General features: G+C 50.9%; 12 protein-coding genes. All 12 read left to right on the top strand.

What is annotated here, in order from left to right:
* The first annotated feature begins 14 nt into the window (after nt 1-14).
* The 12 genes from MKX50_RS13610 to MKX50_RS13555 all read left to right on the top strand — a co-directional run bounded on the left by MKX50_RS13610 (nt 15) and on the right by MKX50_RS13555 (nt 13,202).
* Complete coding sequence (locus tag MKX50_RS13610; protein WP_339157209.1) at nt 15-1,094, top strand: SAM-dependent methyltransferase; 1,080 nt, start codon at nt 15-17, stop codon at nt 1,092-1,094.
* 180 nt (nt 1,095-1,274) lie between these two features.
* On the top strand, nt 1,275-2,777 hold the full coding sequence (locus MKX50_RS13605) for a serine/threonine-protein kinase (RefSeq protein ID WP_339157208.1): 1,503 nt from the start codon (nt 1,275-1,277) through the stop codon (nt 2,775-2,777).
* The gene (locus MKX50_RS13600) at nt 2,778-3,677 is read left to right on the top strand and encodes an SAF domain-containing protein (protein ID WP_283924746.1); all 900 of its coding nucleotides are present in this window, start codon (nt 2,778-2,780) and stop codon (nt 3,675-3,677) included.
* Between the two features lie 13 nt (nt 3,678-3,690).
* Entirely contained in the window at nt 3,691-4,380 is a 690-nt protein-coding gene (locus MKX50_RS13595) for a hypothetical protein (RefSeq protein WP_339157207.1), read from the top strand.
* A complete protein-coding gene (locus MKX50_RS13590; RefSeq protein ID WP_339157206.1) occupies nt 4,377-5,228 on the top strand; it encodes a hypothetical protein in 852 nt (283 codons plus the stop codon). The genes MKX50_RS13595 and MKX50_RS13590 overlap by 4 nt, the downstream gene beginning before the upstream one ends.
* 3 nt (nt 5,229-5,231) lie before the next feature.
* A complete protein-coding gene (locus MKX50_RS13585) occupies nt 5,232-7,040 on the top strand; it encodes an ATPase, T2SS/T4P/T4SS family (protein WP_339157205.1) in 1,809 nt (602 codons plus the stop codon).
* Entirely contained in the window at nt 7,030-9,090 is a 2,061-nt protein-coding gene (locus tag MKX50_RS13580) for a hypothetical protein (RefSeq protein WP_339157204.1), read from the top strand. The genes MKX50_RS13585 and MKX50_RS13580 overlap by 11 nt, the downstream gene beginning before the upstream one ends.
* A 20-nt stretch (nt 9,091-9,110) precedes the next feature.
* Nucleotides 9,111-9,608, top strand: coding sequence for an ABC transporter permease (locus MKX50_RS13575; RefSeq protein WP_213592183.1), 498 nt, complete (start codon nt 9,111-9,113; stop codon nt 9,606-9,608).
* Nucleotides 9,609-9,615: 7 nt separating this feature from the next.
* On the top strand, nt 9,616-10,035 hold the full coding sequence (locus tag MKX50_RS13570) for a hypothetical protein (RefSeq protein WP_339157203.1): 420 nt from the start codon (nt 9,616-9,618) through the stop codon (nt 10,033-10,035).
* A 12-nt stretch (nt 10,036-10,047) separates the two neighbouring features.
* Nucleotides 10,048-10,599 carry a hypothetical protein gene (locus tag MKX50_RS13565; protein WP_213592187.1) on the top strand — a complete coding sequence of 184 codons (552 nt, stop codon included), beginning with the start codon at nt 10,048-10,050 and terminating at the stop codon, nt 10,597-10,599.
* Nucleotides 10,586-11,566 (top strand): hypothetical protein, encoded by a 981-nt coding sequence (locus MKX50_RS13560; protein WP_213592189.1) that lies wholly within the window; start codon nt 10,586-10,588, stop codon nt 11,564-11,566. Before MKX50_RS13565 ends, MKX50_RS13560 begins: the two co-directional genes overlap by 14 nt.
* Nucleotides 11,567-11,654: 88 nt before the next feature.
* Nucleotides 11,655-13,202 (top strand): ABC-F family ATP-binding cassette domain-containing protein, encoded by a 1,548-nt coding sequence (locus tag MKX50_RS13555; protein ID WP_213592191.1) that lies wholly within the window; start codon nt 11,655-11,657, stop codon nt 13,200-13,202.
* Nucleotides 13,203-13,224: the final 22 nt, after the last annotated feature.

The raw sequence follows: 13,224 nt of genomic DNA, 5'->3' as shown, positions 1-13,224 counted from the left end.
CTGGGGGTTTTGCGTTGACTAGTCAAGATATTTCATTAAGCGGATCAGGTGAGGCGACAAGCCCGGAGAGCCAGTGGATCTGTACAGCCAATCACGGCTTTGCGCCGTATGCGCAAGAGGAGCTTCGCCGATTATTCGGTGCGGTGAAAAGTACCGTGCTGATACCAGGAGAAGTGCTTCGCGTAACGCTGCAGGAACCAGCAGAACGTGTGATTGCTGCGATTTCGGAGAGGCCGCCTGTTTTTCTGAGACATATATTCCAAATTGATTGGGAATGGAACGGACTCGGACAAGATGAGTTTGCGGAGGGAATGGAGAAGCTAGCGGCAAATGCGCTTTCCGACCAGCGGCTGAGAAATGCGGCAAAAATTGCCGTACAGCCTAGGAAAACTGAGAATTCGCTTTGGAGCGGTCCCGCAGCAGAGCTAAAAGATCTGATCCAAAGCAAATTAAGCGGCTTGAACGCAGACTTCGTCGTTCGCGATGCCGAATATATCCTCTCGGTGTTCGTAGGGAAAGAGTCCCTCTATGCCGGAGTATCGCGGCCGGCTGATAATATTTCAGACTGGAACGGCGGTGCTGTGCGCTTTCAGCGGGAGGAAGGGCAGATATCCCGGGCGAAATTCAAGCTGCTCGAGGCCGAGCTGGTCTTCGGCGTTGATTTTACGGCGTTTCGCGAGGCGCTGGATATCGGCGCCGCTCCCGGGGGCTGGACTTCTTTTCTGCTAGAGCGGGGGCTTAGCGTGACGGCGGTGGATCCAGCCAAAATGCACCCATCGCTGCTGAATGCTCCGAATTTAACCATACTTAGAAAAAATGCCGGCGAAGTGAAGCTTCGGGAGCATCAGTTCGATTTGCTGGTCTGCGATATGAGCTGGAGCCCAAAGCTGACGGCGAAGCTGGTTAGCGATTTGTTGTATACGTTGGCGCCCGGCGGAACGGCCATCGTTACGGTCAAGCTGTTGAGCAAGAAGCCGATGGCTCTTACTCAAGAGGTGATCGGTATATTTCAGGAGTCTCGTCTGCAGGTGCAAAGGGCGAAACAGCTGTTCCATAATCGGGACGAAATAACACTATATATGATTAAATATTAATATCATTAATTAAAAGGGCGGCAAAAAGGACTTTACAAAACGCCGTTCGATCACGTATACTGGTTCCAAAATTATACAAACAGCCAATAAAGGGAAAGTATCCCATGATTATGCTCCGGCAAGACCGGGCATCAAGCATGGATGCTTTCCCTTTTTTTGCGCGTGGAAGGAGGTTTCCGCTTGCCATTGATCGAGGTGCTGGCTGCCGGCGAAATCATTGCGGGCAGATATAGAATTGAACGCATGATTGGAGCAGGCGGCATGAGCCGGGTCTATCTGGTATCCGATCTGAAGCTGCCTGGCAAAGCATGGGCGATGAAGGTAGTCGCTCCAGCGATGCATTTCAATATTTCTTTGGAAGAGGAGGCGGCGCTGCTAATTGCTTTGGATCATCCTAGATTACCAAGAATTATAGACATCTCTAGACCGTCCGAAACGGGTCACTTGTACATGATTATGGACTATGTAGAAGGAGAGCATCTAGACCGCTACGCGGAAAGGCAAGGAAGTGAATTGACCCTGCCTTCTTTAATATCCATCGGGCAGCAAATTTGCGAAGGTCTTCAATATTTGCACTGCCATGAGCCGCCGATCATCCACCGGGATTTGAAGCCTGCCAATCTGCTGGTGGACCAGCATGGGGAAATCAGGTTTATCGATTTTGGAATTGCCCGGAGATACAAGGAGGATCAGGCGGAGGATACGGTGTTGATCGGTTCGGCAGGCTTTGCCGCCCCAGAGCAGTATGGGGGCAGGCAAAGCGATTGCCGGACGGATCTATATTCCTTAGGAGCGGTTCTCCTTTACCTCGGAACGGGGGGAGCGCACAGTGTTTGGTCCGAGGAGGCGGCAAGCGTAATTCGCAGGAATGGTTATGAGCGATTGCTTCCTGTTTTGCAGCGCTTGCTGCAGGCCGAACCCCAGGACAGATACCCATCGGCGATAGAGACTAGCCGGGCGCTATCGTTGATTGCGGGGGCTCGGGAACACGAGGAGGCTGGACGGCCCAAACGCTGCAGCGTGATTGCAGTAATGGGGGCGAGTCCAGGAATTGGGGTTACCCATACGGCAATCATGATCGCTCATGCGTTATCCCGTTACTCCAAGCGTGTGGCTGTCGTTGAGATGGAGGCGGGCGCAGCAGCGTTTACACAACTTGCCCAAGCGGTTACAGGACGGGCGAAATCGAGGGCGGATCATGCTTCCGTACCGCAGCGGTTTCGAATTCATGCGGTCGACTATGTACGTCATCCCTCACGGGCTGAGTGGATCGAACTGCTTGCTGAAGGATATGAGTTCGTGATCTGCGATCTTGGTTCCACCGGGCGCAGGGAGTTGATTGAGGAGTTCTCGCGGGCTGATTTGCCGATCCTCGTCGTTTCCGGGGCTGAATGGCGGGAGGAGGAAGCGTTAAGCATCGGGTTTCGGGTTGGCGAAGCCATTCGGCGCAGATGGGTCTGCTTCATCCCCTTGGGCGGGAGGGGGGCACAACGCCGGCTTCGCAAGCATTTAGGCACCGATCGGGTGTATGAGATTGCTGAGGAGAGCGATCCATTTGAGCCTGGCCAGGCAATGGTGGGCGAATTGATGAAAGTATGTTATCCCGAGGCAGCGAAGAGTTCACGGGTGGAAGTGACGGGCTTTGGTTTTAGGAGAAAACGTTGGAAAGGAAGCGGTAACTAGATGTCCAGATTGAGGCAGCGGACAAAGCAGTTGATGATTGCCGGATTGGCGGGCGCAGGAATTGTTGGTCTCCTGTTTGCCGGTTATGCCATATATCAAGCGAGGCAGGTTCATCACATGAGAACTTCTCTTGTTCAAGAGTATGAGAGCAAAATTCAGGAGCTTAAAGAGGAGAAAGAACGCCGATCGGTATCCGGATGGGTGCTTGCCCGGGATATCTCCGCGGGACATCCTATCCGTTCTGAGGATTTAAGAAGAGTGGAGCTTCCCGCGGACAGCGTGCCCGCCAATTTCATGAAGTCTAAAGAAGAAATCGCCGGAAAAAGCGTCAAGATTGCCTTGACGTCACAGACGCTGCTAACACCCGGGTTATTGTACGCGGACGAGCCTACGCCCCATGATCTGCGCTGGAGGGAAATGGGCTTTGTCCAGCTTCCCGCCGCGCTTCAGAAGCATGACGTCGTAGACGTGCGCATTCAATTCCCGACTGGTCAAGACTATATTCTGCTGTCCAAGAAGAAAATTGAGCAGTTGAACGGGGGCTTGGTGACGGTAACGCTGAATGAAATGGAAATATTGTCCCTTTCCAGTGCGGTTGTGGATGCGTATTTGCATAAGGCTTCAATATACGCGCTTGCATACGTGGAGCCGCAGCTGCAGGCAAAGGCCATCCCGACTTACCCGGCAAACAAGGCCGTATTGGAACTGATTAAGAAAGACCCCAATATTGTTTCACGGGCCGAGCATGCTTTATCCCATTCCACAAGGCAAATATTAGAAGCTGATTTGTCCGTCTTGTCGCCCCAGAATGCAGTGGAATTCGCAGGGCGCCACGCCGATCGAAACGCAGAGGCAGCGTCTTCCGGCGATAGTTTCGAGATGGTGCCTAATACGTATTAAGGAGCTGATAGTGGTGGTGCGTTGGATATTTGCGGGCGCTGCGGATAAACGAGATTTGCTGCTTTACATCTGCAAGGTGTTGGCCACTTCAGGACATCGAGTGCTTCTGATCGATGCCACTGATCGGGGGAAATACCGTTATGTGATCGGCGGAATTTCTGGAGGGAAGGAAATTACCGAGTTTAACGGGTTTGACGTCTTTCGGGCAGGGCCCGAAATGGAGGAGCCGGAGAGCTGGGAAACTTACGATTTCTGCCTGTATGATGTTAATCACTTGATTCCGGCGGGCTGGCATCTATGGAGCGAGGCAGGGCAGGTGGTCTGGGTCGCAAGCTATGACCGTTATGAAATCGCTGGAAGCTGCGAATTTTTCAGCCGTTTATTCGAGATGTGGCCGCAGCTTAGCGGGCTGAAAGTACGCCCTGTGTTTACGCGGGCGATGGACACTTATGTTGATGAGCGATATGTAATGAGCTTGATGGAGCAGTTGCCTATCGACTGGACGGAAGCGAATATTCGAATCCCCTTTGATGAAATCAATGTTGCCGTGCAAACGGAGAATGAGCATTCCCAAACCTTGCGCTTGAACCGGATTACCCGTGCTTATAAAAGGGCGATTGCCGATTTGATAAGCCAATTGGCCGGATGGGAATTCAGAACGGTACAAAAAGCGCTGCGCAAAGCGGAAAGGAGGCAGGCATGAGTAAAGTCGTTTTTTGGGATATGGGATATGGCGGCTCGGCAGAGGTCGCTGCGGCCTTTGGAGTACAAGGGGGCCTGCACGAGAAATATCATCTGCTGCTCATGAATTGCGGAGCTGCCGGTACAGGCATAGAGGAAGGATTTTCATTGCGTGATAAGGAGATGGAGGACGATCTGGGCTTGCCCGTGCAGGATCATGGCATGGAGGCGCTAATCCGCCTTGCCGAAAGCGAGCGTTTGCTTCAGGCTGACATGAAGGATTACACTTATCCGCTTTTGCCAGGACGGCTCGATATGGTTGATGGCCTTAAGCCGGTAGGCGCCGGCACGAGTGAGATGCTTCTTTCTGCAGAGCTGGGAGCGATCCTCAATATCGCCGAACGATACTATGACATCATTGTTATGCAGTTATCCGGCGTCCATGCTCTTGTACAGAACAACTGGCTGCCTCGCAGTGAAGATACGCTTGTTGCGGTACTTCGGCAAAATCGGGTCGAACTGGATACTTTTTTTGAAATGAACGGCAGCATGGAGCGGACGGACAGCGTGATGCCCCAAGCTATTGTCATCCACCAGTATGATGCCGCTTCGAAATGGAGTCTGCAAAATATTAAGCGCCGTTATAACTGTGAGGTGCCGATGATCGGTATTCCGTATCATACCGAGTTTAGCGATGCTTGGAACGGCCAGGACATCATCGCCTTCTTCCGGCGGTACAGGTTGTTGAAGGGGCGCGGGTACGAGAGGGAGCAATTTTTATTTAGCTGTAAAGAGCTTGTTCGCCTAGCGCTTTCAGCGAAGGAGCGGGCCAGCGACACCGCGCTGGACAGCAAAGTGAAAGGAGCATGATCAGTGACCCAATTTGCTAACCTGCTCGGTATATTATGCGTCCTGCTGTCGGGTATCGCCTATGTTTGGATCAAAGCCCGCTACGCCGAGAAGACCCTCGCCCAGCCGGCATTTCATGAAGAGTCCGCTCCAATAGATACGCTTGTTGCCTATGTAAAGAAACAGCTTCATGAATTGAGCAGGGCTCAACTGAATGATTGGGGCATGAGCGAGGACGCCTGGCAGCGTAAATTAAAGAGCCGCGCAGAGCTCCGGAAAGCGCTTCGGGGCTGCACCTGGGGCGACCGGGGTGATAAAAGGTACGTGAAATCCTATATTAAAGATTTGCTGATCAAGGGCTGCGGTGTCAATGAGCAGACGATCGGCAAGTATATCCCTTTCCACCATCGCGAACGGCTGACGGCCCAGGACCGGTTCGAAATTGTCTTGTATTTGTATGCTCAGCGCTTCGGCGATGAGGCTTTAGCGATGCTGATTGAGACCTATCGGCTTGATGAGCCCAAGCAGTCGAATGGACATGATGACGCTGCCTATTACGAGATTAACAGCGAGGATATCGACGAGGTGTTTTATGCCGAATACCGGGAGCTTGCCTTTCGGGAGAAACTGGATATTCTCGTACAGCGCGTCTATCAGCAGTATAAAGGCTTTTCGGTGGTAGACGAGATTAAGGAGCAGCGAATTGACGGGTTTAGCGGGGGAGTGAACGGCATTGCTGCTATGGATGATGACTGGGATTCCGTGGGATCCCTCCCCCAGTTTGGCTGGGAAAGCCGCGAAAAAACGGGTGATGAAGACGGTCATGCAAAATCACGGATATGGGAAAGCGTCTGGATTTTTTATATGGGCAAAAGCATTCGTCTGTCCTTCCTTAGTTTTGGGGAAGAGGCGGAACTTAAGCGGGTTTGCCAGAACATATATAAATACAATTTACCTGGCCAGCTAACCGAGGCTAACGGTTACAAGGTCAATGAAATGAAGGATGGCTCCCGGGTTGTCGTCGTTCGGCCGCCCTTTGCCGAATCATGGGCCTTCTTCGTCCGGAAGTTCGATTTGCGCAGCGCAGCGCTGGAGCAGCTAATTGTCGGGGAAGATGCCGAACTGCCGATAGGCTTGCTCAAATTTCTGATGAAAGGCAGCAGGATTACGTCGATTACCGGCTCTCAGGGCTCAGGCAAAACAACACTACTAATGGCCTTGGTGAAGCATATTTATCCCATCTATACTTTAAGGGTTCAAGAGATGTCCTTTGAACTGAACTTGCGCAAGCTGTACAGCAATAGAAATATTATGACGTTCCGGGAGACGGAGTATATATCGGGGCAGGCCGGGCTGGATTTGCAGAAGAAGACGGACGGTACCGTGAATATACTTGGCGAAGTGGCCACCGATGATGTAGCGTCCTGGATGATTCAGATGGCCCAGGTGGCCAGCCTGTTCACCCTGTTTACCCATCATGCCAAAACGTTTCGCGATCTGATCGAATCGCTGCGCAATTCCTTGCTTAAGACAGGCATGTTTCGTGATGAACAGATCGCAGAACGGCAGGTCGTCAGCGTTATTGATTTCGATGTCCATTTGCGGAAGGATATGTCCGGCCAGCGGTATATCGAAAAAATAACGGAGTGCGACCGCGAGAAGCAAGGTTACCGTGAAAGGGTAGTGCTGGAATACCGGGACGGAACATATATCCCTGTCGAGCCAATTTCCCTGAGCATGAGACAGGAAATGGCCGGAGAAATGACGGCCGAGGACAGCGCGGCTTTTGCGCGTTTTCTGGATCGTTACTGGAGGGAAAAGATTGGAGCTTAGAACAGTATTAATCTGGATTCTAATTATCTCTGTGCTGCTATGCATTGGTTTATGGGCCGCCTCTAGGCGTATTTCCAGTCTCGAATCTGTTACGGATAGCAGTCAAAGCATAGCGGCTTACGTTCGCAAGCATATCACCGCTTTTCTGCTGAGATCCTATGCCATATTTCTAAAAGTGCCTCCCCTGCGATACTATGTCCGCAAGGTACGCGGGAAATTGTCGCTGATGCATACGTATGCCGAATTTGAGCTGCGCAGGAGAACGATGATGCTCGTTTATGCGCTCCTGCTTACTTTCGGCCTGGGCATCACCTTGCTGACCTGGATGAACCCGAACATCATGTTTTTCGTGACGCTATTAATTACGGCTGCGGTTCTACAGGGACTGTTCCTGGACGGTTTCGTAAATCGCCTTGAACGCAAACTGTTGGAGCATATGCTGGAGTTTTTTGCAGCAGTGCGCCATGCCTACCATCGTCACGGCATGATTACCGATGCGATTGACGAAGCAGCGGAAGGGCTCGGTGAGGAGATCGGTGCCCAAGCCTACCGCATCCATGAGGCCTTGACTGCACCTAAGCAGCAGGAAGCGCTGGAGCAATATTACGAGACAGCGCCCAGCAGGTTCTTAAAGGCGTTTGCGGGAATATCCAGCTTGGTAATGGAATTCGGCGACAAGACTTCGAAGGAGGGTTCGGTGTTTTTGCGGGCGGTGGCCAGTCTGACGCAGGAAATTCAACTCGACCTTATTCGCCGTACTAAACTGGACTACTTGCTGAAGGGGCTGCATGTTATCGCCCTTGCGCCTATATTTTTTACAAAACCGATCGAGATGTGGGCCAGGCGGAACTTCCCGCTCATGGATCATTTTTATTTAAGCAAAGCTGGGATTGTGCTCAAGATTCTCATTTTTTTGATCATACTGATTTCCTATATTTTGCTGCAAAAATTAAAAAATGAAGAAGATACAGCATACCGGGCTTCCGGAAGTAAAATATGCTGGGAGGCCAGGATTTACAAAATCCGCTGGGTAAGAAGCACCGTCCAGTGGTTCGTTCCGCCTCGATCTTCGTTTTCATACTATCGGCTTACGCAATTGTTCAAGGACAGCAATCTGCAAATGAGAGTCGAATGGTTTCAACTAAGGAGGGTCGGTCTCTTTCTGGTAGGTTTCATATCGACAATTGCTCTCTGCATTGCACTGCACGTGGTCACTTATCAGCAAATCCTCAGGGAGCCGCCGCAGAGCACAATATTTTTCGGCGCGATGACACCTCAGGAGAAGGAAGGGGCCGAGAGGCTCGCTGCCTTGGAGAAAAAGGCGATGGAAAAGATGAATACTTCCCAGGCTGGTTATGATGCCGTTTTGAAATCTGCCGAGGCAGCCCTCGAAGCCCAGGAGCAAACGCTGAGCCAAGACGAGTTGACCGCCATGGCGGTCCGGATCGTTGATAAGCTCAACAGGCTTGACCGTGAGTATTTGAAATGGTGGGAGGTTGCTGCCGCTCTGGCCGCAGGCTGTCTGGCATTCGCGTTGCCGCTTTGGCTGCTGTGGTTCCAGCGCAAAATGAGGCTTTCGGATATGCTCCAAGAAGTCTATCAATTCATGACGATGGTGGGGATTTTTAAAGAGTTGGAGCGGATTTCAGTGGAAGAAATTTTGGAATGGCTCTATGTATATGCCGTCATTTTCAAAGCGCCGTTAGAGAAATGCCTGCTCAACTACAGTCAGGGCGGAGAAACGGCTCTACAAGAAATGAAAGCAGAAGTTGCTCTCACAGAGTTCAGGCGGTTCGTGGACAAGCTGCTGCTTGCCGCAGAGAAAATTACCATTGCTAAAGCATTTGATGATCTGGAGCATGAGATGTCGTTTCAATTCGAGCGCAGGCGCTTCGATTACGAGAAATCGCTGGATACCCGGGCAGAACTCGGCCGAATGATTGGTTTTACGCCAATGTACAGCCTCGTATTCGCTTATTTGGTCATCCCGCTCATATGGATGAGCTTCAAACAGATGGATTTGTATTTCGAACATATTCAGAAATTATAACGATTTGGAGGAATGAAAAAATGAATAATGCTTCATCCGCATTAAAAGTTGCAGCCGGCATTTTCCTGACGATTGCGCTTATTACAATTGTGGTTATTTTGTTCGTATCCGCGCAAGAGGCCACCAAAACGGCGCAGAACAATTTCTCGGATATCCAGACCGAATTGTCGCAGGCGTCGTTTACGGTTTACGATGATACAACCGTCAGCGGATCACAGGTAACGAATGCCCTCAGAAAGTTCAAGGACCGGGAGCAATTCGGAATCCAGGTGAAGACCGGAAAAAATCAGAATGGCCAGTGGTACGGCAATATGCTTCGTGTGGGCAACCAAGTGCCGATTGAAGATTTCGGAGCCGTCATTAGCGATAAGGTCGGCAATATCAACAATTCTTGGAACGAAATACTGGATGAATATGTCAATCCGAGCGGCAAGTTCAAAGCAAAAGTAATTAAAGATAATTCGAACGTTGTAAGAGGAATTATTTTTACGCAGACGACTGTGCTTGCATCCCCTTAATAATGACATGAATAGAGCGCTCAAGAGCTTTCTATGGCTGCTCATTGGTTGTATGGCGTGTCTTAGCGCTATGTGGCTTGCGTTAGATCAGTCCCGGCTGGAGCAGGACGTCTTGGATCAATTAATCCCTTTTACGCAGGGTCAAAAGGACAGTATCCATACTGCGATCGGTATTGAAATACAGGCTGAGCGGTACAGCGGAGCTGAAATCATGCACAGCTTGGGAGAACTGGCCAGAAAAGGCGTCGTCGTTGAAATAGACGGGAGGATGGCGGATTTGAACGAAGCGGGCAGCGATGATTATTCTTTGCAGGATGCGGCTGTAATGAAAGCAGCAGCCCTCCTGGACTTAAAGGCGAGCTATCATGTGCTGATGGATTACGATTTCGCAGGCCGCGTGCAAAAAATAGCTTTTCATAAGGAATAAAGGGGCTGAACGATGTCAAACGCTTTATCTAAAATTTCTGCAGCGCTATTGGCCGTCGTCTTGCTGTATTTGGTTCCGGCAGTTCAATCGGCACAGCGGGAGGAGGATTATCGGGCGCTCGCGGCATACAACACGTTGGTTCGGTTTGCTGATGCGGTCCGAAATAAAGGATATTTATCGGCATCGATGTACAGGGATTTTGTCCATGAGCTTGGTGCCGTTGGAGGCGAATACAAGATCGAACTCGTGCACCGTCACAAAAAATATCATCCGGAATACAGCGATCCTTCCGATCCTGATTCCTTTCTAGGCGGATTCAGCATTCATTATGAAGATTATTATGACCACGACATATTGCCGCTGCTTTTTCCTGAGCAAGCTCCAGCCGGCGCAAGCGGGCGCCCCAGGTATGAAATGGAAATTGGCGATTATTTCACGGTAACCATTACCGGTTTGGAGCGAACGCCGATAACGGTGCTGAATGATTTTTTATATGGAGCTGTAAAGCCCGGCGGATGGAATGCCATGAATTACGGGGGGATGGTGCTCAATGAAGATTACTGATTGGGCGATGATTTTCGTGCTGATCGCTTCGCCCTATCTATGGGTTCTTCATCTGCATACCGGGGACCTAAGGGAAGCTCACCGGCTTCAGCTGCGCTATACCTCGGCTCTCCGCACGGCTGTCCAGGATGCTGCTCATGCGCTCAATCTAAATGAGCTGCAGTATTACGAAACCGGATATGGTTCGGCGAAATTTATGAGAACGGATAAGGAGGAAGCCCTGTCAGCGTTCATCGAGACGTTGTCAATTCATTTAGGTATTGAGAATGATCCGATTGCCCAGAGGGCCATGCTGGCTTATATACCGGTAATTGCAGTCATTGAATATGACGGATTTTCTATTTATGCTGTGCATGAGAGCAAGGAGGCCGGGACGGGCGAGTCTGATTTATCGCATCGCTGGAGGCCGAAAAAACCGTATGTATACACGGATCAGTCCGGCAACAGTATCGCATTTACGCTGGATAATCGGGTAACGGCATACGAGAGCCGATCGGGCGGGTGGCTGAGAGGGAGACAAAGCGAGCTCAGCCTTGCGACGGCCATACCATTGCTGCAGGACGCTGAAGCGTTTGAACAAGTTAGGCGAGCGACGATTGTGCGAACCATTGAAGAGAACATAGCAGGATACATGAATCGTCATAACGAATACGCAGCACGGATCGGAGTAAATTATCTTTTTACATTACCGGCCTTATCCCAGGAGGACTGGACGAATACGCTCAATGATATCGGAGTCATTGTGTTTGTGCAGGGCATTCCGGTGGGTGATCGTTATTATAATAATTATGCCTTTGGCGGTGGGCGGCTGGTGCAAAGCAAGCTGCTGGTAGGAGGCATCGATGAAACGACGGGCCTTCATTACGTTTTTCGGGAAGGCTGCCCGCCCCGCTACCGTATTGAACAAGTATTCACGAACCGCAGGGATGCGGCGGCTAAGGGATATTTTGAGAATACTTGCCGCTGACGCTTAAATAAAAACTGTTTCAGACCTTCTCCCACTTATGCTAAAATAGGTTCTTGAATGTCATATAGAAGGAGTAAGGGTCGCTAATATGAGTTTATTAACTGTAGAGAACGTCTCCCACAATTTCGGGGACCGTACTTTGTTTAAGAATGTCTCATTTCGCTTGTTGGCCGGTGAGCATGTCGGCCTGGTTGGGGCAAACGGCGTAGGCAAGTCCACATTAATGAATATTTTGACCGGACAGCTCCTGAAGGATGAAGGCAAGGTCGAATGGACGCCGAAGGTACGGTACGGATACCTCGATCAGCATACGAAGCTGACACCTGGCAAGACGGTTCGAGATATATTGAAGGATGCATTTCTTCCGCTGTTAGAGCTGGAGAAGGAAATGATGGAGATTACGGAGAAAATGGCCGAAGCCTCGCCCGAGGAGTTGGAGCTGCTGCTGGAGCAGATGGGCGAAATTCAGGAACAGCTGGATATCGGCGATTTCTATTTGATCGACGTGAAGGTTGAGGAAATGGCGAATGGGTTAGGTTTGTCCGCGATCGGCCTTGACCGCGACGTCTCGACTCTAAGCGGGGGGCAGCGGACGAAGGTGCTTCTGGCCAAGCTGCTGCTGGAGAAGCCGAACGTCCTGCTGCTTGACGAGCCGACGAACTATTTGGATGTGGAGCATATCCAATGGCTCACGAACTATTTGCAGAACTATCCGTACGCCTTTATTCTCATTTCGCATGATACCGAGTTCATGAATAAAGTCGTCAGCGTCATTTATCATTTGGAATTTGCCAAACTGACGCGCTATTCGGCGAATTATGAGAAGTTCCTGGAAATGGCCGACATCAATAAAAATCAGCATATTGAGGCTTACGAGAAACAGCAGGAGTTTATCAAGAAGCAGGAAGATTTCATACAACGCAACAAAGCTCGGTATTCCACTTCCGGCCGGGCAAAGAGCCGGGAGAAGCAGCTGGATCGTCTGGAGCGGATCGACAAGCCCGAGGAAGCCGCTAAGCCGGTTTTCGGCTTTAAAGAGTCGAGAGCGAGCGGAAAGACGGTATTCGAAGGCATCGACTTTGAAATTGGCTATACGCATGCGCTGCTGCCCAAAATGTCGATGACGATTGAGCGCGGCGAGAAAATCGCGATCGTCGGCTGCAACGGCGTCGGTAAATCCACGCTGCTAAAGACGATTCTTGGCAAGATTCCGCCGATTAGCGGCAAAACGTATCAGGGGGACTTCCTGTATCCGGCTTATTTCGAGCAAGAGGTACGCCCAGGAAACGGTACGCCGATCGATGATGTATGGAATGAGTTTCCGCATCTGAACCAGCATGAAGTACGGGCGCATTTGGCGCGCTGCGGCTTGAAGAATGATCACATCACCCGCCAGCTCAAAGCGCTAAGCGGTGGCGAGCAAGCCAAGGTACGGCTGTGTAAGCTGATGATGCGCGAGACAAACTGGATATTGTTCGACGAGCCGACGAACCATCTGGACGTAGCAGCCAAGGAGGAGCTGAAGCGTGCGCTGAAGGAGTTCAAGGGGACGGTGCTGCTCGTATCTCACGAACCCGACTTCTACGAAGATTGGGTAACGAAGGTTTGGGATGTCGAGCAGTGGTCTACGAAATAAGGCCATTGTGCAGCAGGTATTC

Origin of the sequence: Paenibacillus sp. FSL W8-0186, from assembly GCF_037969765.1 — a bacterium.
GTDB lineage: Bacteria > Bacillota > Bacilli > Paenibacillales > Paenibacillaceae > Fontibacillus > Fontibacillus woosongensis.
This window is presented reverse-complemented; position numbering and strand designations above follow the sequence as displayed.